Source organism: Ruegeria sp. L12, from assembly GCF_056531745.1.
Genome location: NZ_JBQFMH010000015.1, coordinates 26,676 through 49,717, shown reverse-complemented (window position 1 = coordinate 49,717; position 23,042 = coordinate 26,676). Strand labels below are relative to the sequence as shown.

Annotated in this window: 26 protein-coding genes; 5 read left to right on the top strand and 21 right to left on the bottom strand. The window is 58.3% G+C overall.

What is annotated here, in order from left to right; all coding sequences use genetic code 11:
• Positions 1–18: 18 nt before the first annotated feature.
• Genes ACR0K9_RS18545 through ACR0K9_RS18535 form a run of 3 tightly spaced genes read right to left on the bottom strand, consistent with a single transcriptional unit; the run spans position 19 to position 2,374 of the window.
• Positions 19–951, bottom strand: coding sequence for a ribose-phosphate pyrophosphokinase (locus ACR0K9_RS18545; protein WP_050687556.1), 933 nt, complete (start codon positions 949–951; stop codon positions 19–21).
• A gap of 52 nt (positions 952–1,003) precedes the next feature.
• Positions 1,004–1,624 carry a phosphoribosyltransferase family protein gene (locus ACR0K9_RS18540; RefSeq protein WP_050687554.1) on the bottom strand — a complete coding sequence of 207 codons (621 nt, stop codon included), beginning with the start codon at positions 1,622–1,624 and terminating at the stop codon, positions 1,004–1,006.
• Positions 1,625–1,636: 12 nt separating this feature from the next.
• Positions 1,637–2,374: a BtpA/SgcQ family protein gene (locus ACR0K9_RS18535; protein ID WP_050687546.1), complete on the bottom strand. Its 738-nt coding sequence runs from the start codon at positions 2,372–2,374 to the stop codon at positions 1,637–1,639.
• A gap of 291 nt (positions 2,375–2,665) precedes the next feature.
• Here ACR0K9_RS18535 and ACR0K9_RS18530 point away from each other — a divergent pair, with 291 nt between their 5' ends.
• The gene (locus tag ACR0K9_RS18530; RefSeq protein ID WP_050687544.1) at positions 2,666–3,349 is read left to right on the top strand and encodes a DUF1989 domain-containing protein; all 684 of its coding nucleotides are present in this window, start codon (positions 2,666–2,668) and stop codon (positions 3,347–3,349) included.
• 592 nt (positions 3,350–3,941) lie between these two features.
• Here ACR0K9_RS18530 and ACR0K9_RS18525 read toward each other — a convergent pair.
• The 12 genes from ACR0K9_RS18525 to ACR0K9_RS18470 all read right to left on the bottom strand — a co-directional run bounded on the left by ACR0K9_RS18525 (position 3,942) and on the right by ACR0K9_RS18470 (position 12,347).
• On the bottom strand, positions 3,942–4,412 hold the full coding sequence (locus tag ACR0K9_RS18525) for a YybH family protein (RefSeq protein WP_480791268.1): 471 nt from the start codon (positions 4,410–4,412) through the stop codon (positions 3,942–3,944).
• Between the two features lie 174 nt (positions 4,413–4,586).
• Positions 4,587–5,126 (bottom strand): dihydrofolate reductase family protein, encoded by a 540-nt coding sequence (locus ACR0K9_RS18520; RefSeq protein ID WP_480791267.1) that lies wholly within the window; start codon positions 5,124–5,126, stop codon positions 4,587–4,589.
• A gap of 47 nt (positions 5,127–5,173) precedes the next feature.
• Positions 5,174–5,800, bottom strand: a complete 627-nt coding sequence (locus tag ACR0K9_RS18515; RefSeq protein ID WP_480791266.1) for a LysE family translocator — start codon at positions 5,798–5,800, stop codon at positions 5,174–5,176.
• A 36-nt stretch (positions 5,801–5,836) separates the two neighbouring features.
• Entirely contained in the window at positions 5,837–6,529 is a 693-nt protein-coding gene (locus tag ACR0K9_RS18510; protein WP_480791265.1) for a class I SAM-dependent methyltransferase, read from the bottom strand.
• Positions 6,526–7,224 carry a glutathione transferase GstA gene (gene gstA, locus ACR0K9_RS18505; protein ID WP_480791264.1) on the bottom strand — a complete coding sequence of 233 codons (699 nt, stop codon included), beginning with the start codon at positions 7,222–7,224 and terminating at the stop codon, positions 6,526–6,528. The genes ACR0K9_RS18510 and gstA overlap by 4 nt, the downstream gene beginning before the upstream one ends.
• A complete protein-coding gene (locus ACR0K9_RS18500) occupies positions 7,221–7,625 on the bottom strand; it encodes a cupin domain-containing protein (protein ID WP_480791263.1) in 405 nt (134 codons plus the stop codon). Before ACR0K9_RS18500 ends, gstA begins: the two co-directional genes overlap by 4 nt.
• A 45-nt stretch (positions 7,626–7,670) precedes the next feature.
• Positions 7,671–8,423 (bottom strand): methyltransferase family protein, encoded by a 753-nt coding sequence (locus ACR0K9_RS18495; protein WP_480791262.1) that lies wholly within the window; start codon positions 8,421–8,423, stop codon positions 7,671–7,673.
• 100 nt (positions 8,424–8,523) lie between these two features.
• Positions 8,524–8,703, bottom strand: a complete 180-nt coding sequence (locus ACR0K9_RS18490) for a hypothetical protein (RefSeq protein WP_480791261.1) — start codon at positions 8,701–8,703, stop codon at positions 8,524–8,526.
• Between the two features lie 74 nt (positions 8,704–8,777).
• The gene (locus ACR0K9_RS18485; RefSeq protein WP_480791260.1) at positions 8,778–10,196 is read right to left on the bottom strand and encodes a cytochrome-c peroxidase; all 1,419 of its coding nucleotides are present in this window, start codon (positions 10,194–10,196) and stop codon (positions 8,778–8,780) included.
• An 81-nt stretch (positions 10,197–10,277) separates the two neighbouring features.
• Positions 10,278–10,847: a hypothetical protein gene (locus ACR0K9_RS18480; RefSeq protein WP_480791259.1), complete on the bottom strand. Its 570-nt coding sequence runs from the start codon at positions 10,845–10,847 to the stop codon at positions 10,278–10,280.
• Between the two features lie 98 nt (positions 10,848–10,945).
• Entirely contained in the window at positions 10,946–11,161 is a 216-nt protein-coding gene (locus ACR0K9_RS18475) for a YjiS-like domain-containing protein (protein ID WP_480791258.1), read from the bottom strand.
• A 208-nt stretch (positions 11,162–11,369) separates the two neighbouring features.
• Entirely contained in the window at positions 11,370–12,347 is a 978-nt protein-coding gene (locus ACR0K9_RS18470; protein ID WP_480791257.1) for a homocysteine S-methyltransferase family protein, read from the bottom strand.
• A 141-nt stretch (positions 12,348–12,488) separates the two neighbouring features.
• Here ACR0K9_RS18470 and ACR0K9_RS18465 point away from each other — a divergent pair, with 141 nt between their 5' ends.
• Positions 12,489–13,499, top strand: coding sequence for a GlxA family transcriptional regulator (locus ACR0K9_RS18465; RefSeq protein ID WP_480791256.1), 1,011 nt, complete (start codon positions 12,489–12,491; stop codon positions 13,497–13,499).
• Positions 13,500–13,971: 472 nt separating this feature from the next.
• Here the strand turns inward: ACR0K9_RS18465 and ACR0K9_RS18460 are convergent, their stop codons facing one another.
• From ACR0K9_RS18460 to ACR0K9_RS18450, 3 genes are read right to left on the bottom strand one after another with little or no spacing between them, the layout of a single operon-like run.
• Positions 13,972–14,949, bottom strand: coding sequence for an ATPase, T2SS/T4P/T4SS family (locus tag ACR0K9_RS18460; RefSeq protein ID WP_480791255.1), 978 nt, complete (start codon positions 14,947–14,949; stop codon positions 13,972–13,974).
• Entirely contained in the window at positions 14,946–17,717 is a 2,772-nt protein-coding gene (locus ACR0K9_RS18455; RefSeq protein ID WP_480825393.1) for a relaxase/mobilization nuclease domain-containing protein, read from the bottom strand. The genes ACR0K9_RS18460 and ACR0K9_RS18455 overlap by 4 nt, the downstream gene beginning before the upstream one ends.
• Entirely contained in the window at positions 17,714–18,160 is a 447-nt protein-coding gene (locus ACR0K9_RS18450; RefSeq protein ID WP_480825391.1) for a MobC family plasmid mobilization relaxosome protein, read from the bottom strand. Before ACR0K9_RS18450 ends, ACR0K9_RS18455 begins: the two co-directional genes overlap by 4 nt.
• A 469-nt stretch (positions 18,161–18,629) precedes the next feature.
• Here ACR0K9_RS18450 and ACR0K9_RS18445 point away from each other — a divergent pair, with 469 nt between their 5' ends.
• From ACR0K9_RS18445 to ACR0K9_RS18435, 3 genes are read left to right on the top strand one after another with little or no spacing between them, the layout of a single operon-like run.
• Positions 18,630–19,457, top strand: a complete 828-nt coding sequence (locus ACR0K9_RS18445) for a ParA family protein (protein ID WP_480825389.1) — start codon at positions 18,630–18,632, stop codon at positions 19,455–19,457.
• Complete coding sequence (locus tag ACR0K9_RS18440; RefSeq protein WP_480825387.1) at positions 19,444–19,896, top strand: hypothetical protein; 453 nt, start codon at positions 19,444–19,446, stop codon at positions 19,894–19,896. The genes ACR0K9_RS18445 and ACR0K9_RS18440 overlap by 14 nt, the downstream gene beginning before the upstream one ends.
• On the top strand, positions 19,893–20,138 hold the full coding sequence (locus ACR0K9_RS18435) for a hypothetical protein (RefSeq protein ID WP_480825385.1): 246 nt from the start codon (positions 19,893–19,895) through the stop codon (positions 20,136–20,138). Before ACR0K9_RS18440 ends, ACR0K9_RS18435 begins: the two co-directional genes overlap by 4 nt.
• A gap of 216 nt (positions 20,139–20,354) precedes the next feature.
• Here the strand turns inward: ACR0K9_RS18435 and ACR0K9_RS18430 are convergent, their stop codons facing one another.
• The 3 genes from ACR0K9_RS18430 to ACR0K9_RS18420 are packed head-to-tail and all read right to left on the bottom strand — an operon-like array spanning position 20,355 to position 22,227.
• Positions 20,355–21,164, bottom strand: a complete 810-nt coding sequence (locus ACR0K9_RS18430) for an N-6 DNA methylase (protein WP_480825383.1) — start codon at positions 21,162–21,164, stop codon at positions 20,355–20,357.
• Complete coding sequence (locus ACR0K9_RS18425; protein WP_480825381.1) at positions 21,161–21,364, bottom strand: hypothetical protein; 204 nt, start codon at positions 21,362–21,364, stop codon at positions 21,161–21,163. The genes ACR0K9_RS18430 and ACR0K9_RS18425 overlap by 4 nt, the downstream gene beginning before the upstream one ends.
• Complete coding sequence (locus tag ACR0K9_RS18420; protein WP_480825380.1) at positions 21,361–22,227, bottom strand: DUF932 domain-containing protein; 867 nt, start codon at positions 22,225–22,227, stop codon at positions 21,361–21,363. The genes ACR0K9_RS18425 and ACR0K9_RS18420 overlap by 4 nt, the downstream gene beginning before the upstream one ends.
• Positions 22,228–23,042: the final 815 nt, after the last annotated feature.

Sequence of the window (23,042 nt, the reverse complement as noted above, 5' to 3'; positions counted from 1 at the left end):
AAATCGTATGATCACCCTCTATTCGAACAAGACGCTGACGGACTCTCCATTCGCGATCCGTGTGATCGCCTTGGCGAACATTGGCGCAATCGAAATCTCGCGAATTTTCGATGATGCGGTGACCGCTTCGGTAGCGCAAATTGTGTCGGTGATGACCAGGGACGTCAGATCAGATGCATTGATCCTGTCGACAGCCTTGCCGGACAGGACCCCATGGGTGATGTAAGCAGAAACTTCCGCCGCGCCATTTTCGAGCAGCGCCGTCGCGGCATTACAGAGCGTACCGCCAGAGTCGATAATGTCATCGACCAACATGCAGGACTTGCCAGAGACGTCCCCGATTATGTTCATGACTTCAGACGAGCCGGGCTTGTCGCGGCGCTTGTCTACAATTGCGAGGCCAGTCGAGAGACGTTTCGCCAAAGCGCGTGCGCGCACTACACCGCCTACGTCCGGGGATACGACCATCACATTGTCGCGGTCCTTTTGCTTTTCGATATCCCGCACGATTTCGGGCACCGCGTAAAGATTGTCGGTGGGAATGTCGAAGAACCCCTGAATTTGCCCTGCATGCAGATCCATAGTTAGCACCCGATGCGCGCCCGCCTGCGTGATCATGTTCGCCACAAGCTTTGCCGTGATCGGCGTGCGCGGGGCTGATTTGCGGTCCTGACGGGCATAGCCGAAATAGGGGATCACGGCGGTGATCCGCCCGGCAGAGGATCGGCGCAGCGCGTCGATCAACACCAGCAGCTCCATCAGGTTGTCGTTGGCTGGATAGGACGTTGATTGGATGACATAGACGTCATCGCCGCGCACGTTTTCCTGTATCTCGACAAAGACTTCTTCGTCGGCAAACCGACGCACGTTACACTCAGCCAGAGGGACACGCATATGCGCGGCAATCGCTTCAGCAAGCGGACGGTTACTGTTTCCACAGATCAATTTCATCTGTCGAGCCCCTCTGGTCAGAGTTTGATTGGATGTGCGCCGGGTTCAGGCCTTAGACCGGGAACGCCATCTCGGGTTTGTAGGTCTTGAAGCTTTCCAGATACTGCGCATTGGCCTGGCGCTGCCATTCGGTGCCGGGCTGGATCGCGGTGACGACCTTGTACTTTTCGCGATAGGACTTCGTATTGTCATTCTCTTCCATGACAATCGCCACCATGCCCGCAACTTTGCCCTTCTGCTGTTCAACCAGCTGGACAGCACCATGCATCGTGCCGCCGGTTTCAACCCACTGATCCACCAGCAAAACCCGCGTTCCGGGTGCAAAGGCGGGCGTGCGCATTTCCATCGACTGGGTTTGACCGGAGTAGTTGGTCATAGACGCGCTGTCTGTATCCACACAGAGCTTTCCGGGTTTGCGAATGGGCAGAAACCCCTTCCCGATACGGGCCGCGATGCCCGCCGCCAGAACAAAGCCCATCGCATCAAGGCCCGCGACGACGTCAATCTCATCGGCATCTAGATCAGCCACCAGATCATCCAGCAGATCATGATACGCCTTGCCGTTGATGTAGATTGAGGTCGGGTCAAGCCATGCAAACTTGTCGCCTTTGGTGTTCGGGGCCATCAGCGAGAAGTACCAACGGTCGTCTCTGGGTCCTTTGTCTTGAGCCATCTTTTCTCTCCCTTATGTCTGTGTGAGGTCCATGAGCCGCTTCAGGCGCTCAGGATCAATATTGTAGAAATCGCCGTCAAAATTGATGCCGGTCGCGACCATGAAAAGATCAACCGCATCTGCATATTGCGCTGCGTTTTCAGGTGTGATGCCGGATGCAAGGCCAAGTGCCGTGTCGCCGCAATGCGCGCGAAACGTGTCGATCTTGCCAACATCGGCTGCGTGGCCAGTCGCCACGCCGGAGGTCACAACGACGTCCATGTAGTGCGTCGCGATGCGCGCGCTTTTGCCATACTGTGCTGGATCAACGTCGCGCTGCTTTTTGAATGCGGTGCCGCCGATATAAAGCCCGGTCCAACCGCTTCCTTCGCGGATGGCCGCGATCTCATCTGCTTCGGGCTGATCATCTTCCGCACGGCGTTCATCCATACGTGCGTCATCGGCCCAGTAACCATCGACCTTGCACCCTTCAGCTTGCATCTCTCCCAGAATTGGGAAGGCAAACTTGCCGGTGACCGCCAGAAAATTCACCCCGAGCCAAATGTCCGGGAACGCCTGCCGCATCTCCTTGATGATCGGGACCAGTTTCTCTTTCTCGAAGTCGTGGTTGATCAGAAAAACCCCCGGACACCCGCCAGCAATGGCTGCTTTGATGTTCCGCTCGGCCTGTTCGCTGTCAAGCACATGAATGACAGGAAGAATGACAGGACCAGTTGCGCCAAAGGTCTTTTTGAAGTCGTGTCGATCCATCTCAATTCTCAATCCCGGTTATTGCGAGGACGCTATCATCGGCAATGGAATTTAGAAAATTTATTGTGCTTATTAGTTCATTTAGCTTGGAAATGAATGCATCTCGATGAGAACGCCTGCGGTTCTTTGCAAAACCAGCCGATGTCAAAGCGGAGCTAATCTTCGGCACGTCTCCGACGAGAAGCACGTAAGCTTCATTCCAATATGCCGAGAACTGTCTATGCTCCTTTGCGAATGGCCCCTCGCCAAACAATGCAACTACCCAGACATAATCCACGAAAGCCCGTGCCCATGGCCTCGTTCGACCCCTCCCGACCCGATGGTACCAACCGCAGTCTTGAGATTGCCGTTTCCGCTGACGGCACACCCAGAATGAACCACACCTACACAATCGACGCGCGATGCGGCGTGGCGGTGCGCGTCGGCGCAGGTCAACAGCTAACCGTGATGAACCCCAGCGGCCATCAAGTCTGCGATTTCTGGATTTTTGCAGCAGATGATGTGGGTGAGTATTCTTCGATGGAGCATTTGCACACAGCCCTAGGCTCGATATTCCCCAAAGTAGGTGACAGTGTGACCTCCAACCTGCGTCGCCCCTTGATGACAATCACGGAAGACACATCCGATGGTGTGCATGACACGATAATCGCCTGCTGCGATCATGCCCGGTACCAGCAATTGGGCTGCACGGAATACCACGACAATTGCGCTGATAATCTGCGGATGGCGCTGATGGCCATTGGCCTCAAAGCGCCAGCTGTTCCCGCCCCTTTCAATCTTTGGATGAACGTCCCTGTGCAAGCCGACGGCAGCACAAGTTTCGTCGCACCCGTGTCAAAACCGGATGACCAAGTGACCTTCCGCGCCGATATGGACGTCATCGCCGTCATGTCCGCCTGCCCTCAAGACGTCACGCCAGTCAACGGCGTGGGTGTCGCGCCAGACATTCTGAAGTTCTACGTCGCGGACACCTGACGTATCCGACCAATTCAAAAGCAGTTGATTGATACCCTCGCCGAAGTTGCGCTGTCATTGTGTCAGGAGCTTACGGGGAAAGATCTCAGCTCCGATGGCGATCGTTAACCTTGAAGTGGCGACGTCTAGCGGTTGTTCGAGCAAGGTACAGGGTTGGAACTACGGGCTCCCCTCCGTCATTCGGTAGTGGAACAGATTTTTGGGGCCCGACGAACTCTGAATGTCCGCTCCCGCGGCTCGCGGCCGCAACGCAGCGATGGTTGTGCTGCAAGAGAAAACAAATGCTGCGTCAGCAACATGGCTAAACATCAATGTCGGCAAAGTCCGCGACCTGTAAATTCACCCCTTAAAAATTGCTGCTTGATGCACGAATGGCCAAAATCGCCGCCGCACCGCGTCATGGAATTTCGTGCTTGCGCAGAATATTCGCCGCTGCGAGCGCGCGCAGCACGAAATCACAATGGCCGCCATGGGGCTCACACACGCTGCGTGAGCGGATGATCGAAGATATCCGGATCAAACGCCCGATTAGAGAAGCTGACATCGTACCCAGCACGATGCGCGGCCGATTATGACCGTGAACGTGCTGCAGTCAGGGCATTGCCCATATCGCTGTTTGGACCTGCCACCCGCTGTCTTCGTTGCGTCTTAGGACGACAATCTGATCGATCACCTTGGGTATGGCACCTGAGCGGTTCGACGTGATCGTCGCGTTGTTCGTTATGACAGCGAGATCGTCCCGACCGGCAACATCCCAGTCCGTGTAGGTGACCCTAGCGCCTTCCGACATGTTCTTTTTCACGAACGCCACGATGTTATCGCGGCCGATGACCCGTGGATGATTTACCGGCATTAGCACAGCCGTTTCCGTGAACGTGTTGGCGAATTCGTGAATCTTCCGTTCTTCGAGATACCGCGTCTGTATCACGATGATGGACTTGATGCTTTCGACTTCAGCGTCGGACAAACCCTGGATACCGAGCGCATCGTGATCCTGCGCTACTGCCGCCGTAGCGATCAGTGCCAGGGCCGCCCCAGCGGCCGCAATGGTGCTCCGGTTCATTTCGGTCTCTCCATATTGGGCTTGCAAGAGTTCGACAAAAAGGCCAGTGCGGCGCACTATAGCCGACTCCGCACAGCGACGCCACCAGCCACGGCTAGCGCAACGGACGGATTTCGTGTTGAATGGTGCAAACGTCCGCCCCGAACCGGTTTCCGGATCTTCCGATCAGGTAGCTCACACTTGGTGGCGAACCCGGAATTCCTGAAACAAGTATCCGTCGCAATAGTCCCGTGTCTCGGTGTGTTCAAGGCGTGGCGACACTCTGGTCCCTCCGAACAACGGGACGCCGTCCCCGAGAACGATAGGTGCGCGTTTCAGTCGAAGGACCTCGAGGCGTCCCATGGAAAGAAGCGATCCGGCGAGTGCACCTCCGCCACAGAGGTATATCGGCCCGCTGGATTGGGCTCTTATGGCGTCGATTGCCTCGGCGTCGCTGGATCTCTGCACTGTGACCTCCGCGCCATCCGGCAGGTCGAGCGACTTCGAAAGGACAATCGTTTCCATGTGCGCATAGGGGTTCTGGCCCGGCTGCATGCCGAAGCGATATCCGAACTCATAGGTTGCCCGGCCCATGATCGCGGTCGCGTAAGTTTCGAGACGGGCTGAATAGTCTTCGACCACCGCGCCTTCCTGGGCAAACTGCGAGATGTCACCGCCGGGCCCGGAAATATATCCGTCGATTGAGACGGCGACGTCGTAAATGATCTGTTGCATTTTATTCACCTTTAGTTGCGATGTTGGTGAGCGGAAATTCCAGCCGGTCAGCGCTCCTGTAACGCCAGCCTGATCCCAAGTGCACAGTAGATGCATCCCGCGACTTTCGATTGCCAGCGCTGAACTGCCGGATGTTGCCGGAGAAACCGGCCAACATGGCCAGCCGCGACAGCCGCTATCAGAGTCGCCAGCGTGCCCATGAGCACGAAGAGCAATCCGAAAATCGTGAGTTGCAATGCAATCTGCCCGAGGCCCGGATCGACGAATTGCGGTAGGAAGGCGAGGAAGAACATCGCGGATTTTGGATTCAGGATCTCAGCGAGGCAGGCTTGTCGGAATGCCTGACCTGTCGAAATCGGCGGTGCGGCTTCGGAAGTCTTGCGACGGCGGCCCTCGAATAGGGAGCGCAGGCCGATATAGATCAAGTATCCTGCCCCGATTAGCTTGATCAGGGTAAACGCCTGCGCCGAAGTCAGCAGGATCGCAGAGATCCCGACAATCGCCATGGCCGTATGGAAGAGGTCCCCCAGCCCGATGCCAAGGCTTGTTGCGACGCCGACGCGTATTCCAGAGGTCGATGACCGGGTAAGCGTGAGCAGGATCGACGGACCAGGAAAAAAGACGAACCCCGTCAGAACGGCGATGTAGGTCAGCAGAACCGGCAATTCGGGCATGGTGTAGTCTCCTTCATTTACAGCGCACTGGCTTAATCATTGCGGGGCTCGGCTGCTGGTCCAGCATCTGTACCAGAGACTGCGGAAAATCTCGAACGGCTCGACCAGGCCCGCTTCGGCAAAGAGCGCGCGGGTGCGACTTCCCGATATCACCGGCAATTGGGGGATCGCGTCCAGCTCCATACGCGTGGCGTCGGCGGAGACACCGACGATGTCTGCGTGCGCCAGATACATCGGGACCAACCGGTCGAAGTCTTCAATTTCATCGAAGCAAACGTCGGCATGGATCAAGCAGCCACCGGGGGCGAGCCTCTCCCGAAGGTTCTTTAGAAATTCAAGCTTGGCACCATCGTCCCGCAGGTGGTGCATCACCAGAAACGACGTGACGACATCATAGACCTCACCGGCTGGCAGATCATCGACGGGTCCGACGACGAACCGAATGTCGAGCGATGTGCCCAAGGCTCCCGCGGTGTCCCGCGCCGTATCGAGGTTCCGGACCGATGGATCGATCGCGGTAATCCGGCCGACCACGTTGCAACCGCCAAGTGCTTCGATCTCCCTGCCACCCCCGGCCCCGACGACCAGGACATGCGGTGCATCGCTGGCGTGGCTGGTGACCAGGGCGTGCACCAGGAGATACATTGCGTCGAGACCGGGAATTGAGCGCTGCATTTCCCGATACAGGGCTCTCCGGTCAGCCCGGAGGCCCGCCGAACGAGTGATCATGCCTGCCTCCTGCACCGAGGTTGCATGCGACGGCTATGGCAAAGTTGCTCGGTCCGATCACCATCTGTGAGCTGGTCGGGCACCACGGCAGTTCTCGTCAACCCCTCTCGGGCTAAAGCCTTCCCGACAGCTGGCCGGGCCTGGATGTCATCAAAGTGCTGTTGCAATGCCGGCCAATCGGCGATGGACAAGTCCTGATCTCCCATCCAATGGCAGACGGCGAACAAATAGACATCGGCCAGCGAGAAGTAGCTCCCCATCAGATATTGGTGCTCGCGCAGATGATGCTCGATCACAGTCATGCGTCGGGTCAGATGGTCTCTGCCCGGCTTCAGGAAGACTTCGGGCGTCGTTGGCCGGAAAAGCGGACTGAAACTCTTGTGAAGCTCAGTCGCAATGAAATTCAGCCATTCCAGTGCCCGCCACCGCTGCATACCCGACGTGGGCAAAAGCCCCGCATCCGGTGCCTGTGCATCCACGAATTGCAGGAGCACCGGAACTTCGGTCAGCACCTTGCCATTCTCCAGAACCAGCGCCGGAACATAGCTTTTGGGATTAATCTTACGGAAATCACATCCGCACTCTGTCAGTCGCGACCGGTAGTCGACTTCGACAAGGCTGTACGGCAGACCGGCTTCGCAAAGCGCGATGTGGGGCGCCAGCGAGCAGGCGCCGGGCATGAAATAGAGCTTCATTTCGACTCTCGCTCGTTCAGCATGGCGGGAGAACCATCGAGGACAACCAATGCCAGATCGTAGGATCCTCCATCCATCGCCTCCATCTTGTGCCCTTTGCCGCTCAGGTCCGTCGCAACAAACTGATCACCGGGTGACAGGACACGGGCATCGCCGTCGCTGGTCAGGATCTGGACGGAGCCGGTTAGGACGGTTCCGAGGACCGGTGCGGGCGCGCAATGCCATTCGTCCCGATATCCGGCGGGATGATGCATCATCAGGACTCCACGCGCCCCGATCGTTTCGGTTGTGCGATAGCCTGGGGGTGAAGGTGGCGTGAAATCGCCCTCGTGCAGCGGCCACGTTTCATTCGTGAGAAACGAGGTGCCATCGGCTCGGGCGCGGATTGTGAGATAATTCATATGTCTAACTCTTGTTGTCGTGAGGGGTGGCGGGGTTTTGCATGCTCACAAAGGCCGCTGATTAGGCCCGGCACCTCGGGACCGGGCCAATCGCGGAAGCAACTTCGGCACGTGTTTTTGGTAGTCCCGATAGTCGGCGCCGAAATCTCGCACCAGATCCCGCTCTTCATAGGTGAGGCCGATCAGGATGTAGGTGAGCATGACGCCGGCCAGAAGCAAGCCGTCCACAGTCATTGTGGGCCTGCAGAAAATCATCAAGACCAGGCCCAATTGCAGCGGATGACGGACGACCCGGTAGAGCCACGGCGTTCGGAACTCGGGCACCGCGAGTCTATACCCACGCAGATTGCTCCAAGCTTGGCGCAATCCGGTGAATTCGAAATGATCGAGCGCGAAAGTCGACAGGACGATCAACGCAATTCCGCCAAAGAATACTGCGTGGAGCGCAGTGGCTAAGATACCTTCGACAGACCAAACGATGCCCGCAATCGGCTGCCAGTAGTAGATGATTGCGCCGAGCAGGATCGACGACTGCAGCACATAGGTAGACCGCTCGGCAGCCTGTGGGACAATCCTTGTCCAGAGCCGCTTGAATCCGGGACGTGCCATGACGCTATGCACCAGCCCGAAGAGCGCGACCAGAGCAATATCGAAGCCTGCTGCAAGTGGGATTGGCAAGCCAAGCCTGGCACTGCGAATCGTGTCGAGATCAAGCAGGAACGCCGCGAACCAGAGAAACACGGCCATGAAGGCCGCATAGGCCGCGACAGCGTAGAGGAGGATAAGAAGACGGTGCATCGGATATTCCTTTGTTCTGGAGCGCCGATGGCGCGGAGCACCGCGGGCATTTGGAATGTGGTCGCTACCGAGACCCGGGCCGGATCATCGGTGCGTGTTGTCACGCGATCCGTTCGAACCCGATGTCGCGCAACAGGTGGTCAGGCAGTCGCTCAAATGCGTACATGTCGCGCCGCTTGCGCCGTCTTTCCGAGGCGCCTTTGATCCACTTGGCGAAGGCGGCAAAATGGTCATTCGTTAGGTGTTGTTGCGCACCAGCTCTAGTTGAAATCATAGTCATGTCTTGGTCCTTTTGCGTTGGCGCCCGAGAGCGGTCGGGTTTGTTCGAGGCAAGACGTGGCATCGCCCGCATTTTCACTGCGTAGGGGCAGGTTGCGGTGGCAGACCGGATGGGACAGTCAGCGGCACGAGAAACGAACGATCAATCGCCGTCGGGTCGGTGAGCGTTTCCAGAAACGCAAGGATGCTCGACACCTCTTCATCTGACAGGTCCACCGGCGCCAGCGTGTTGGCGCTGGCGATCCTGCCCCTCAGCCGTTCCGAGCTGTGCACCCAGATGTCTCGCAGATCATAGGCGACGCGTTGCATCGGGTTGAGGGCCTGGTAGCTGACGCCGGTTCTGCTCCGCACTGGCTGGATCACGGTATCAAGCGGTGGAAGCTCTGCTGGAGTGTAGCGCGCCAGCGATGCCACCGCATCGAGATGGTGACGCACCATATCCTCAAGGGAGGCAAAGGCGCCGTTATGCCCCCACGGCCCGGTGAGTGAGACATTCCTCAGCGACGGAGTACGGAACGCAAACAGGTCGGCCTCATCACCGGTTACGTTGAAGCGGCCTTGGTCCTCGACCCGATGCGGGTGACCGGAATGCGCTGCATAGCTGCCGTCTGATCCCTGATCTTTGCCGGGGCCGATCTGTGGAACCGCGATTGCGTGAAACTCGTGATCCGTCAGCAAGGGGCCGCTGTGACAGGAGCTGCATCCAGCCTTGCCGTAAAACAGCTCCAGCCCGGCTTCTTCCGTCGCAGTCATCTGCCAGCCCGCAATACGCGCATCGAACCGACTCCAGTCAGACCGGAAGGCTACTGTTTCAAACGCGGCAATCGCCGTGGCCGCGTGATCAAACCGGATATCTTCTGCGGTCTCGACATCGTCGAAAGCCGTCACGAATTGCTGGGCATAGCCAGGGTTTGCGGCCAGCCGGTCGGCCAGAACGCGCCATGCCCCCGTGAAATCTCGTTTTGAAACTGTGTCGGCAACCGGGTTTTCGCCGGGCTGGCCAGCCATCTCAACAACGGAAAGGACCGGAAACATGGCCTGCGCTGTCAGGGCGTTGTCCAGACCCTCGGGCAATTGCTCCTTGGCCGGGCTTCTGAGGCGGCTTGGAAATCCACCCATGTGGTCAAGCTCAAGTCGCCCGTCATGAAACATGGACGTATAGGCCCGCGCACCGATGTTATAGAGCGGTTGCGCATTGCGAGGGACACGTCCGATCACGCCATCCTGTGTGACACGTTCGGGACCAAAGCCGCTGCCGCCTTCGCCGATGGACAAAGAAACACCATCACCTGTTCCGCGCGCCGGATCGTGGCAGGTCGCGCAGGCGATGTTCTGATTGCCGGACAGAATGGGATCGAAGAACAGGCTTCGGCCTAACTCGTAAAGCTTCGGGCTGGGCGTTCCGTTCCATAGAAAATCCCGGTCCTCCAGCGGGTTTGGCAGATCGGCGGCATGTGCACCGATGCAGGTGGTCAGAAGCAAGGCGATAGTCATCGGGGATCTCATGAGCGCGTCCTCGGTAGGGTGCTTTCGCCGCGCAGGGGCGGCGAAAGCTCTCGTTATCTTCCAGTGTCGTTAGTCGATGTCCGTTTGCGACAGCGCCGCGTGTTCCTCAGGCTTGACGTCAATCAGAAGCCGCACGCCGTAGCCCTCGGACATGCCCAGCAGAACCTGCGTCATCTCGCCCGACATCCCGGCGAAAGCGCCGGTACCGCCGGTGATGACACGCGGGGCCTTCACATTGACGTCCACCAACTCAGCACCCTGGTTGATCAGGATGTCCCCGTTGTCGAACTCAAAAACCTGCCGGGTGATGACCACCGCACCGGTTTGCGTGCGCATCCCGTCACCGACGAAATACCCGTCACAGGTCCAGCGACCGATCACCTTGTCTGGAAAGGCCGGGCTGCCGTCGGGCAGCGTGCCTTCGACCCCGCTGTCGAGTGTGCCGTCCTCGTAGATGTAGCCTTGAGTGATGAACGCATTGCCATAGGCAGGCGTGCCATCATCAAAGACAGGGGCAGGTGCAAAAACGAAGCGGCTCATGTCTTCGGCCACGTCGAAGGACATCGGCGTGTCGCCCGCGAAGGCAGGGGTGGCCGCCGTCGCCATCAGGGCAATTGCAGAGAGAGTTGATCTTATCATGGTATTTCCTTTTCTGGGTTGAGTTGAACAACAAAGGTCACAGACAAAGCGCAAAGAACGCGCCTCAAGCTGTTGGGGTTGGAGATCGGTAATCCCGACTACAAGAACCGGTGACGGATGATGGGATTGGGCGGCTCCGCATACTGCTCAAGCCCAACGTCACGGAGCAGGTGATTTGGAAGTCGGGACAGTGCTCTCTTCTCACGGCGAAGGCGTTGCCGCTCCCTGGTATTCGCTATCAATCCGGTGACGACTTCGGCAAAACTCGAGAGCCAACGGCGGCCAGTGCCGACATTTGTCAAAACAGCAGTCATGTCATTTGTCCTTTCTTTAGGCGCGCTCAGAGGCGGGCGATGAAGTATGCGTTCAGGGTTCGTGCGGCAGCCGAGGCGTCTGGACCGATGCAAACCCGATATCCGTCGGGTATTCCTCGGCGGCTTCCACGCGGCGCGCAGCGCCTGGGCCTTGCCCGCAATGGCCGATCAAGATCGGTTCCCTGCGGGCGGAGACTCAGGGAGGAAGTCAGTCCGCGGTCGGGAGAAGCATGGCGTCCGCCATGCAGCCGACATGGCGGTGATCCGTGCCGCAGCACCCGCCGACGACTTTCAGCGTCGGAAGCTTTCGAGAGAGATCGGCATGGAGCGCTCCGAATTCTTCGGGGTCGCCGTCGTCCAGGGTCTCTGCCTCGTCGAGTTCCGAATGGCTCAGCCGCGATGCGTTCGCGCGGACACCTCGGATGCGGTGGCACCAGACTTCATCGGTCAGAACGTCGCGAAAGTGCTCGGGATGTGCGCAGTTAATCATGTAGTAGAGCGGTGCTTCCTCGGTTGCCGCATCCGTCTCGAGCACGGCACGCTCGAGCGGCGTTCCGTCCGGCAAGCGTCCGTCGGTCTCCACCGTAAAGGAGATCGCAACCGGTACTCCCGCTTTCACACTTGCACGGGCGAGCCCGATTGCCTCCGGCAGGCTACCGAAGGTCAGGGCGCTGACCAGATCAACCCCGCATGTCGCGAGCAACGTGATCTGCGGCGCGTGGATTGCCTCTGCTGTGGCCGCATCCAGGGCGAGCGTGCTGTCATAGGCGTCGCCGGCGGGTCCGATCACGCCATTGAGCAGGATCGGTGAAACGCGATCTTGCCACCGATCCCGGATCGCCACGGCGAACCTGACAGCCTCGCGGGTGAGGTCCTGCATTTGGGCCGGCGAACGGCCGACCGCGCCGGCCCAATGCGTCCCCGAGCGCCAGGTATTGGTGTCGAGGACAAAGCCGGTTCCGGCAGTCTCGGCCATCGCGAGAAAGCGGTCGAAATACCGGTCCATCGCCGCACGGGCAACGTCGTCTTCGAGCAGGACGCAGGCAGCGAAGGCCGGTAAGTCGAACCCTTCCAGGAACAACATGGAGGTTTCGAAACCGCCGTCGGTCAGGTAGGTGCGCGGGTCGGCGAGGTAGCTGCGGGTCACGTCAGTGTGGAAGACCGCGATTTGGTTTTGAATGGTCATCAATTTATCCTTGCTAACAAATTATTGGCCTGATCGGCCGAGGTGATGGGCAAGGAGATGGACTTAACTGGCGAGTCGAGATAGGAGTAAAAAAGACTAAAGCGGTCCTTTTCGGACCAACTCAGTGGTCGGGAGGCATAAATGAGCATCAATACTGCTGTTATCGGATCGCATCTTGCCGGATCCTCAGTGGTGTTCTCGATCCTGGACGTGTTGGCCTCGGTCGGGCGTGACTGGGCCATGCTGCATGGCATCCCGGCGGCGGAACCGGTTTTTGATATCAGTTTGCGGACTCTGGACGGGGCACCATATTGGGACGTCAACGGGCGCAAGATCACACCGGACGCGATGGTGGAAGAAGCACCCGTCCCCGACCTGATCATCGTGCCCGATCTTTTGTTCTCTCCGGAAACCGGACTGCCCGACGATTTCGCATCTATCGCCAAATGGATCGGCGATGCCCATGCGCGCGGCGCCATCGTCGCCTCAGTCTGTTCCGGTGCGGTGCTTCTTGGTATGGCCGGCTTACTCGACGGGAAGGAAGCGACGACCCATTGGGGCTATGCCGACATGCTGGGCCGGGATTTCCCCGAAGTAAACGTCTGTCGCGAACGCATCCTTGTGCCGACAGGTGAGGGTCATCGCGTCATCACTGCCGGCGGAATGTCGGCCTGGGAAGACCTCATGCTCTATCTGATCGGGCGTTTCGCGGGCACCGAGGAAGCGCGCAGGATCGCAAAGATATATCTGATCGATCCGCACCTTGATGGGCAATTGATTTATGCATCGCTGACCACCTCGCGCCAGCACAAGGACCAGTTGATCGCAGATGCACAGGTTTGGGCGGCGCAGCACTACGACACGCCAAGCCCGGTTGCAGCCATGGCGGAACGAAGTGGCATGACGGAGCGCGGATTTCACCGTCGGTTCAAGAAAGCGACCGGTCAGGCACCTGTCGAGTATATTCAGACCCTTCGGGTCGAAGAAGCGAAGCAGTTACTGGAAACCACCACCACGCCGATCGACGAGATCGCCGCGGATGTCGGCTATTCCGAACCATCGAGCTTCCGCTCGGCATTCCGAAAGCGCGTCGGTATCTCCGCCTCGGCCTACCGAAAGAAATGGCAGGCTCTCTCACCTGTAGCTCAGTGATTGTTGGAAACCAACCATGACGGGAGTTCCTGCAAGAACGCATTTTTGTACGCGATCATTGTATTCTTATTGTAGTTTCGCTGGTCGAAACAGGACTTGGTCATCGGGAACACTCTTCATGGATAACTGTTGTTGTCCGCGGCTCTTCACATTTGGTGGCCGCTATTGTTCAAAATCTGGTATCGAAAAGCTCAGCGAAAGATCAAATGTCCCGCGACCTGTCAATTGGACGTTCGAACCTTGCTGTGGCCTGCATGAATGAATGTTACTTCCGCTGCACGGCGGCACCAGTTTTCTCGCTCAAACGGCAATTTTAAAGCTGCGAGCGCACGCTGCAAGATAACGTTACTTCTGGTATGGGCTCCTTGCGGCCATTCTCCGCAGGTTGCTTGGACGTCGGCTTGGCCTTGCGGACGATCTGCGCGACCGCAAAAACCTCTTTCGGCCATTTCCCCATCGGGCGTTCAAAAACCTATCCCGCTTTCTTCCTGAGCACTCTGACGGCCACTGGTCGCCTCTGATCCCCGGCTTTCCGAAACTGCACAATCACATCGATCATCGAGCGGCAGTATTCGAGAATCTCGGAATAGGTCAGCCCGGTATCTGCCTGCATAACCATCAACGCCAGGCGCGACAGCGCGGATTCCGGTGATGCTGCGTGCAGTGTGGAAATCCCACCCGGATGTCCAGAGTTGATCGCGGACAGGAAATCATAAGCCTCCGCCCCGCGCAGCTCCCCCATGATGATCCGCTCCGGCCGGAATCGCAGGCACGCTTTCAATAGAGCGCTGCTCGATGCGTTTTTGTTCACTATCAATGACACCGCATTGGGTTGGCTGGGCCGGATCTCCAGCACGTCCTCAATGGTCATGATCCTCTCTGAGTGGTCGACTTCGCCAAGACAGGCGCGCAACCAGGTCGTTTTGCCGGATGATGTGCCGCCCGATAGTAGGATGTTCCATTTGGCCTTGACCGCCGCGCGCAGGAAATCGCCAAAGCCCTTGTTCTCGTATGCCTCCAAGACAGCCGCATCTGCAGGGTCAGTACCCGATTTCAGATCGTCCATGTTGGCGTCAAGGTCCGGCAAGCCTTGCATCAGATCATCGAGCGAAAGTTGCTTTGCCACGGAGCGACGCAGGGCAAATGCAACACCATCTTCAACAGCGGGTTTTACCGCGACCTGTGCCCGCCACAATGAGCCGTCGATTTCGAACTGCGATCCGGCCAGCGGAGTGTTTGCCGAGATGGGATTACCGCCAGCCAGGTCGTGTGCAAGCGCCTCTGCATCATCCTCACCCATCGGCTCGTCCAGCAGACGCATGGCAGGCTCACCGCTGCGCTCGATCCAGATTCTGCCGTCTGGATTCAGGACGATTTCAGACAAGAGAGGATCGGAGAGCAATTGCTCTCCGAACACCCGATTCAATATACATTCCAGATGACGGCTCATCGGCTCACACTCCGGTCACCCTTGGCCCGTTCCTCCCGCTCCCGGCGCCGCTGCTCTTGCACAACCGGATCACGGTCAATTTGTCGATCGACGTCTTTCACATCCCAGGCCGTGCGGGTGACATTAACGCGCTCCGGCTCATCGGTCTCGGGGTTCCGGCGTGACCGGGTGACTTCTTCTTTGCCCGCTTTGACGAACGTGGCCTTGTCACCAACCGAGATGTTGTTCCGTGCCATCTGGTCCTGCAGGGCGGTGCCCCAGATCCGTTCAGGCTCATCTTTGCCTTCGACTTTCATATCCACATAGAACGACTTGCTGTTTGGATCATCGGGGCGCACCAGAGCCTCTTTGGCATCGACGATGACACCCGTAACGCCGGTTTCAACTGAGACCTCTTGCCGGACTGCACGGTCCTGCTGGCCTCTTTCTTCTGGCCGGTCTTGGGGCGCGTCCCTTTTGATACGCGCAGCCTCTTGCAGTGGTTCAAGCCCGCGCTGTTTCTCGCGCGGCGCACGCTCGATGTCGGTTGCTTTCCAGGCGCGGCGGTTTGCCTCGATGTTCTTTTCTTCACCGGTCTCTTTGTCGATCTTGGTAACTGTCACCCTCTTGTATCCGTCATGGGCAAGCGTCGCCGTATCGCCAACTGACAAGTGTTCGCGCTGCATCATGTCCGGCAGATCAACGCCCCAGACGCGGAATGGCTTGTCGCGGCCATCCACCTTCAGATCGACATATGGCGACATGCTGTCTTTCTCATCTTCTTTGAAGAGTGCAGACCCAGCCTTGATGATCTGCCCTCGCACGCCAGCGTCCAGATCGGGACGTTGCGGTTCAGATCCAGCGCCGCGTGTATCGGTGCGTTCACCAGACCGCGCCGGGCCCGGGCGCGCTTCGCCTTCAGTGCGATCCGGCGCGCGGCCTGTCAGCCACTCCTGTACACGGTCCTCGATTTCAAGCAGACGGCCTCCAATGGCAGCACGGTCAAAGCCCTGCCCCTTCATGGTCTGGATTTCATCCTGAACACCGGCCTTTACCTTCTCGTTCAGGAAGTCGTCACCCCTGCCCTCGGCAAAGGCGCGGTTGATGTCGCGGATCTCGCCACGGGCATCGCGGTAAATCTCGGCGGCATCGTTGTACGCGGCCTTCATGTCGACCCGCGCCTGGCTCTCGCTGAGAGAATGCGCATTCGCCAAGGTCTTAACATCGCGTTCAAACCAATTCTCGCGGGTCTGACGGTCCACGTCGGCGCCATTGCGGATGCGCGACAGTACCAGGTCGCCATTGATGCCCATGGCTTCGAACCGCTCGGCCACCTGCCTGTCGGCATCCTTCAGCACAGCCTTGGTCGCCGCGCTGCGCGGATCGTTGGCATCGGCGCGTGGGTCTCCACGCTCTTGCCCGATGGGCTGGGTGCGCGTTGGATCTGATGCATCCCGTTCAGCTGCCCGGCGCTGGCGTGTCGGATCGATGTCATCGCGGCCCACCTCAACCTCATCGTCCCGTTCCAGACGTTTGCCAAAGAACGTCTTGGTCTCGTTATCCATAAGCGGCTCATAGTCTCGCAAGACACGAGAAATCGCGGCCTCTGTCTGGCTGCGCTTGTCCTCGTCCTCCATGGCGTCGGCCTTGGCGTCCATACCTGTGATAAACTGACGTACATCCGTTCCAATTGCCTTAATCTCACCGTCTATGGCCGGGGCTTGTGCCGGGTCCATCTGGTTGGCGACTTGCGTATTCATGTCGATTTCCTCTGATCTGAGAACCCCGTCCGTCACCAGGATTGATGCTGCGCCGAGTACAGCTTTTCTGAAGGCCCCAAGGGTCTCGGCACGCCCTGGGTATTGGGTTGTGAAAATGCCCTGCTTGACCCCGGCGTGATGCGACCGGAGTGTTTCGCCCAGGGCGGCATAGTCTGCATTGCGCTGATCGGTCATGCTCTGCAGCTGGTCCTGCGCGACGGGTTGTTGGCGTCCGATCCCAACAAAGGGAAAACCGCTGCGCCGCTCTGGAGCTGGCCGCTCGCGCAGATCCCGGCCGTCGCGCCGCGCGTGAACCCGTGCGCTGCTTTCACGCTCGGGGCGCAGATTGCGGCTGAACCGGCTGGTGGCAGTCAGGACAATGCCAACGTCCCGCGCGGATTCAACCTGCAGTTCGCGCAGATCCTGTGTTGTAATCCCGTACCGGCTGATCTGAAGCGTCTTGCCAGACGCCCCTGCCCGGCTGATGACCAGATGCGTATGGGGGTGGCCGGTGTCGTCATGATGCGCCATCACGTATTTGTAGCGGTCGCCGTATTCGCCATTTGTCAGGCGTTCGCCGAAACTGCGCGCGGCCTGCTTCGCGGCCTCGCGATCTGTGTCCTTGGGGTAAGACAGAATGACGTGATAGCTGTAGTTTGTGACCCGCGCGTCCATCCGGGCCCAATCCTTCGCCCATTCATCCTGGACGTCGCGCAGACCCTCCATCCCATGCGTCAACTCGCCGGTATCACCACGCTCCATTTCGACGGTGCCCTTGCGCGTGATGTAGGACAGCTGGCCGCCCAGACGGCCGGATGCCCTGACACCGCCACCGCGAACGACCTTGACCACCGCCTGATTGGTCAGAAGTGCATTGGCAATCATGCCTGACGCGCTCGGTCGCTGTGCCGGTCGGTGTTGCGACCGCGCAGGGTTCTGACCAGGACGCGGTTTCAGGTTCGGGATAAGTTGAAACTCCCCAAAAAGCGCGTCCCAGGCCGGGTCATATGCGGCGGTCAGGCTGGTCACGATCCGACCTTCGCCCTGGGTGACACACGTGACGCACGCTTTCTCTCCGCCAGCCGCTCGATCTCCAATGCACGGGTAAACGATCGCTCATGGGCGGCGTCGGAATAGTCCTCGATCAGACGGCGCAACTCCCGAACCTCGTCCTTCATCGCAGCCAACTGATCTTCGGTGCGCTTGTTGAGCCGAAACTTTCCCGCATTGGCGGCACGGGTCATCTGGTTGAGGTTGTTCGCCATGCCGACCAGCTGCGCCAGGTGCTCTTTGAAGTGCTGTGTTCGGAACTCTTCTTTCGACGGAATACCAAAGGCTATGCGGATACAGACACGCACCAGTCCGGTCACACTGCGCAGCTGCATGGATTTGCTGCGTTGTTTGAGGAACGCCAATTCGTCCTCATCAAAGCGCATGGTTGTCGTGACAGATTTGGGTGCGCCTTGTGGCATCGGGGCTTTCTCCACGATCAGAAATCGTGCGTGGCCCCGTCAGACCGCGCGTATGTAGATTCAAGTGTAAGTTGATTTGGCAGCCGACTGCAAGTCTAACAGATTGTCGATAGCACAATCTGTATCATCCCGCAAAGTAAGCGTAGGATGTAGACGGTCCGTAGCGCGAGGCACGACCGTTTGCCGCTTGCCGCGTACCACTCACCGTCTGGCGTCCGCCCCATGGCAAATGCCATTATGCAGTCGCCGTCTGGCCGGTGGTCTTTGCCAGATGGCACATGCCACCGGGCCATTGGCAAGTTCCAAATGCCTGATAATCGCCAACCATCTGGCATATGGCAAACGTCTGCTGGCAATACCCTTTTGGCCTTCCTGATTGTAGACGGTTGAGTATTGCTTAGAAAAGCAATAGCGTAGTTTTCAGCGCGGGTGACGGGTCGCGCGATAACTTGCAATCGCGAGCCCGGTTGTGGCACGCCGCTGCGCGGCGAGGCTTTCGGGCGCAGACCCGGAGACCAAATTGAAAATCTATGCAGCCGTAAACTCCAAAGGTGGAGCTGGGAAATCTTCCATGCTCGTCGCCTTCGCATCTGCTTTGCACCATCAGGGCAAACGTGTCCGTATCCTCGATCTGGATTCACAAGGCACACTATCGGAATGGTTGAATCCGAATAACGGGCTGGAGCCGATCCCCGCAGATGAACTTCTGATCGAGGCCGGGCAGTTTGCCAAGGACGATGCAGAGAATGCCAGACTGGCTTATGCCCACATTCTTGAGGCAGAAAAGGCCGGGGGCTTTGACTACCTGCTGATCGACACCAAGGGCGAACCCAGCATGACCGCCGCGATGGCAATGGCGGTAGCCGACACGGTGCTGTGCCCGTCCGATGGCTCGTCGGCAGAGTACAATCCGATCATCGTCACATACCGGTCGTGCGAAGCTGCGTTGAAGCAGATCGGTAGCGCCGCAGACCCAAAGGACAAATTTCGCATTGTGTTCACCCGGCAATCCGTCGCGCAGTCAGCCGGAATTCGGAAGGGCAAGCAGGCGCTGGCAAAGCAGTTTCACTGTGTCGGCGGAATCGCCGAAACAGCGGCTATGGATGACGCGTTGCGGACGGGCACAACGATCGGACGGTTGATGGGTTTTGCAGAGGAAGCCATGGAACAGGCGGAAACCCAGACGGCCAGGTCAAATGCACGGCGCATGGCGGATCGGTGCAAAAAGGCGCTGAGCAATGCTGATTATGTTCTGAACGCATTGAAGGATAGCGAGGTGCAGCATGTCCCGGCCTAAGGACATCGACAGCCTGCTTGCCGGATCAACGTCGGACATCGCGCCGACTGTGACGGATTTGAGCAAGCGGGAACAGGGTGAACCCGCAACTGAACCAAAGCCGGAATCTGAACCTGCCAAAGAGGTGAAGACAGAACCGATGGCAGACACGACACCGACCGCAAAACCTAAACGGCTAAATCCAGCCCCTGCGAAGCCAAAGCAGAAAGACCCTGCCCAGCCCGAAGACCTAAGTGCCGCAGGGCATCCGATCAGGGTTCAGATTTCCACATCAGACGGCAGTGAGATTGCGGCAGCACTGGAAGAAGTCCGCAGCAACATACCTGCCCCCTTCCAGAAGAACTTCAACCTTGGGGCTTTTTTCAAAGAGGTCCTGCAAGACAACGATGCCGCCATTGCGGCCATGATCCGGAACAACCTGAATGGGAATGCACAATGAGTAAGCGCAAAAAAGCCATGAATGAAACCAAGAGCGTCGTGCGGACTCCGATCCGGTTTCAGGTTTCAGCCCTTGAAGGCGGTGAGGTAGAAAAGGAATTTCTGGACCTGCTGGAAGATGTTCCGCCTACGTTGCGAGCGAGCGTGAACGTCGGAAGGTTGTTCCGGCAAGTGATGCTGGAGAACGACAACGAAATTGCCAAGATGATCCGCACGTCGTTAAAGGAAAAAGAGGTACATTGATCCAGTATTGTTCTGTTTTCGCAAAACTGCGGCGCTGCGCTGGTGGTCAGGGCACCGCTGCCCGAGGGTTACCCACAGGCTGACGCTGAGATATTTGCGGTCTCAGCTTACAGCCTGCTTCGGCCAGGCCAATTTCACCCAAGGTTGAAATTGACCGGACTGGATAACCCTCGACCGCGCAAGCGGAGGCGACATTCCAAGAGAAATAGCTCAGCCTCAAAAGAGGCTAAGCTGGTCGCGTTGGATCGCGGGGCCATCACCCAGCGTTTTAATGCGCTCTTTACGGGCCGCTTCGTCTTGTGCGGCTCTTTCTGCATCAGCTTTGGCCAGCGCTTCCTGTTCGGCGTGTTGCTTCGCAAACGGATCACCATTCGCAGCAAAGAACACAGGCGCAGCGGCGGTGTAAGCGCCGGTGTAGGTTTCCACACTGATGCTGTTGCCGTGAATGACCTGCCCGGCCAAACCGCGCGCGGTGAGTTGCAGATAGGCCATGTGATAGGTTGCGCGTGACAACTCGGTTGCCCGAAACCAGACGCTTGTTTCCAGCTCAAACCCCATACCCTCGATGGTATCGGCCACGGCCAGCAACATACCGCCAGCCCCGGCGGCGGGTTCGTCAATCGTTATGAACCCTTCCGCCTCGATGATCGCTTTGGCATTGGTCAAGATCATTTCCGCCATCATGCGCGACACTTCATAAGGCGTGAAAAACTGGCCCAGCTTGGCATCCAGTACGCCAAGCTCACCCGCGACCATGCCGAGAAAATCACACCCGCCATTGCCGATCGTTCCGGTCATGATGGCCAGCAGTTCCGGCATGCGGCGGATGTCGTCTTTGTTGCGATAGCGCCCGACGACCTCCATATACTGAGCCTCAAGGGCGTCTCTTTGGGCTTCATCGGGGCAGGCGCGCTTTGCTAAAGCACAATAGGACAGTTCGCAGAAATCACGGAAAACCTCGTCCCGGTGCTTGGATCGGTCAAGCTCCTTGATGATCCGTACAAAATCTTTGACCGCCGCAATCATGCTGAAGCCTTGATGTCAGACGGGTCATGAACGGCCTGCTCATAGACTGAAACCGAATTGCCGCAATCGTCGCAGTCCCATGCGTCATAGACAGTGGCAAGTTCCCATTGCTGTAGCTCTGCATTCCATTCTGCATGGGCGTCCCGCTTGACGTTCTGCCCGCCGCAGTTTGAGCAATGGACCGTAAAGGGGGCGCTCATGCGCCACCCCCTTTCAATTCGGCCATTTTCTCGGTCAGCGTCCAAAGCGCGCGGTTCAGTGCTTTGTTCTGGTCGATCCCGGCGACGGCGCGGGTCCGCTGTCGGCGGGTCCGACCATCGGCTGTCCGGACACGCCCGTAAATCCCGCCTCGGATGACATTTTCCTGAACCACGTTGAATGCGGTCCACAGATCGGCGGTGCGGTCGGTGTTACGGCGCGTGCTGAGCAACCGTGTCGCATCAATCGGCGCAGGATTTCCGTCTTCTTTGGCGGCTTCAGGAAAACGCAACTGGTGCGCGGCTTCGGCCAAAATCTTCCGCTCCGCGTCGTTCACGGTGATGGCCTTGAAATCTTGCACCTGCTCCGTGATTTCTTCGGCATCGTCCAGAACGGTAAACGCGCCTTCGATGACTTCGGACACCGCATTTCCCGAGTGCCGCACCTTCACTTCGTTAAAGGTATCGCCCACCATCAGGCCATTGGCGCAGACAAACCGGAAATAGCCGGGGATCATCTGATAGCTGCTGGTTCCGTCATTGGCATTGACCAGAACAATCTCGAAGGACTCGCCGTCGCTATTGGTGATCGAGCGGTGACGAAGCCGCAGCATGTGCTTGGTAAACGCGGCCTTGCCCGGAACACGGGTGTTCGCCTGTTGGGCAAAGAACGGATCAAACCCCTCCTTCCGCAACCCGTCCAGAACGTTCACGGTCGGAACCGGCACAAAGCGTTCAGAGCGGCTCTCGTGACCTTCGGTTGCGAAAATCGACGGGACAGCTTGGTGCAGCTGTTCGTTGGTCAGCGCCTCCCCTGTCACCAGTCCGCCGCATGACATGCCTCGCATGTAACGATTGTAAGTCATCAGGAATGTTCCTCTGTGGTGATGCGGTGGCCGATCTGCGCCCGACCTGTCCGCTAACTGTTTGTTGTGAACACAGCAGGCCAAGGAAACGGCCTGCTGGACTGACATCAGCCACCCTCGCCCCTCCGCGTTTTTCCCGGCGAAGGAGGGGGGCCGATGGAAAAGATCCGGATCTGATCGGAGGACTGGGGGTCAGGCTGAAAATCGGAAGGTTTGCGCGCTTTGCGCGTGAAAGCCGTTTTTCTGCTTGAGGCGCATCGGAATGAGAAATGTGAGCCGCGCCCTGGCGCGGATCTCTCTTTGCGCCTTCCCCCTGAACCGGATCAGATACGAGAGCTTTTCGGCCCCCTGACGTTCGGGAAAACAAGCACCGCAGACCGCTTGTCGGTCTGCGCTTTTCTCGATGTCTATCGAGCGTGATCCTTGCAAAAGGCGAAGCGAACGGGCGTCACCCGAAGGGCCGAAACGGGCGTGACCAGGCGACTTGCGGCCGCCGTGAAAGCTGGCTCAGATGAGACAGATTTCACCGCACTCGGGCCGCAGGGAGAATGGGCATGTCCGGTTCGGGGCGTAAGCCGGCAAGGCCGGCTGGAGCCTAGCACGCGGTCACGCGCTGAAGGCGCGGGATTTGCCCTGATCTCTTTGCTGACTCTCGGCCACTCAGTTACTTGGGAAAACCAGCTCAAGATTGCCCGACCCGATCAGGCTATCAGGCGTTACAATTGATACGTCGCTAAGCATGTCCCAGCACTGCTCTGCAGTGGTAGCATCAAGATCACCTCCAGATGATCTTGATGCCGACCAGAAGCCGGAGC

Bases quoted from the DNA above. Each gene is read 5' to 3' on its own strand.
- ACR0K9_RS18495 (WP_480791262.1), bottom strand. From the start codon at position 8,423: ATGCACCGTCTTCTTATCCTCCTCTACGCTGTCGCGGCCTATGCGGCC.
- gstA (WP_480791264.1), bottom strand. From the start codon at position 7,224: ATGAAGCTCTATTTCATGCCCGGCGCCTGCTCGCTGGCGCCCCACATC.
- ACR0K9_RS18475 (WP_480791258.1), bottom strand. From the start codon at position 11,161: ATGACTGCTGTTTTGACAAATGTCGGCACTGGCCGCCGTTGGCTCTCG.
- ACR0K9_RS18460 (WP_480791255.1), bottom strand. From the start codon at position 14,949: ATGAGCCGTCATCTGGAATGTATATTGAATCGGGTGTTCGGAGAGCAA.
- ACR0K9_RS18440 (WP_480825387.1), top strand. From the start codon at position 19,444: ATGTCCCGGCCTAAGGACATCGACAGCCTGCTTGCCGGATCAACGTCG.
- ACR0K9_RS18500 (WP_480791263.1), bottom strand. From the start codon at position 7,625: ATGAATTATCTCACAATCCGCGCCCGAGCCGATGGCACCTCGTTTCTC.
- ACR0K9_RS18490 (WP_480791261.1), bottom strand. From the start codon at position 8,703: ATGACTATGATTTCAACTAGAGCTGGTGCGCAACAACACCTAACGAAT.
- ACR0K9_RS18420 (WP_480825380.1), bottom strand. From the start codon at position 22,227: ATGACTTACAATCGTTACATGCGAGGCATGTCATGCGGCGGACTGGTG.
- ACR0K9_RS18435 (WP_480825385.1), top strand. From the start codon at position 19,893: ATGAGTAAGCGCAAAAAAGCCATGAATGAAACCAAGAGCGTCGTGCGG.
- ACR0K9_RS18425 (WP_480825381.1), bottom strand. From the start codon at position 21,364: ATGAGCGCCCCCTTTACGGTCCATTGCTCAAACTGCGGCGGGCAGAAC.
- ACR0K9_RS18530 (WP_050687544.1), top strand. From the start codon at position 2,666: ATGGCCTCGTTCGACCCCTCCCGACCCGATGGTACCAACCGCAGTCTT.
- ACR0K9_RS18510 (WP_480791265.1), bottom strand. From the start codon at position 6,529: ATGATCACTCGTTCGGCGGGCCTCCGGGCTGACCGGAGAGCCCTGTAT.
- ACR0K9_RS18525 (WP_480791268.1), bottom strand. From the start codon at position 4,412: ATGAACCGGAGCACCATTGCGGCCGCTGGGGCGGCCCTGGCACTGATC.
- ACR0K9_RS18515 (WP_480791266.1), bottom strand. From the start codon at position 5,800: ATGCCCGAATTGCCGGTTCTGCTGACCTACATCGCCGTTCTGACGGGG.
- ACR0K9_RS18470 (WP_480791257.1), bottom strand. From the start codon at position 12,347: ATGACCATTCAAAACCAAATCGCGGTCTTCCACACTGACGTGACCCGC.
- ACR0K9_RS18430 (WP_480825383.1), bottom strand. From the start codon at position 21,164: ATGATTGCGGCGGTCAAAGATTTTGTACGGATCATCAAGGAGCTTGAC.
- ACR0K9_RS18545 (WP_050687556.1), bottom strand. From the start codon at position 951: ATGAAATTGATCTGTGGAAACAGTAACCGTCCGCTTGCTGAAGCGATT.
- ACR0K9_RS18480 (WP_480791259.1), bottom strand. From the start codon at position 10,847: ATGATAAGATCAACTCTCTCTGCAATTGCCCTGATGGCGACGGCGGCC.
- ACR0K9_RS18540 (WP_050687554.1), bottom strand. From the start codon at position 1,624: ATGGCTCAAGACAAAGGACCCAGAGACGACCGTTGGTACTTCTCGCTG.
- ACR0K9_RS18450 (WP_480825391.1), bottom strand. From the start codon at position 18,160: ATGCCACAAGGCGCACCCAAATCTGTCACGACAACCATGCGCTTTGAT.
- ACR0K9_RS18465 (WP_480791256.1), top strand. From the start codon at position 12,489: ATGAGCATCAATACTGCTGTTATCGGATCGCATCTTGCCGGATCCTCA.
- ACR0K9_RS18535 (WP_050687546.1), bottom strand. From the start codon at position 2,374: ATGGATCGACACGACTTCAAAAAGACCTTTGGCGCAACTGGTCCTGTC.
- ACR0K9_RS18485 (WP_480791260.1), bottom strand. From the start codon at position 10,196: ATGACTATCGCCTTGCTTCTGACCACCTGCATCGGTGCACATGCCGCC.
- ACR0K9_RS18520 (WP_480791267.1), bottom strand. From the start codon at position 5,126: ATGCAACAGATCATTTACGACGTCGCCGTCTCAATCGACGGATATATT.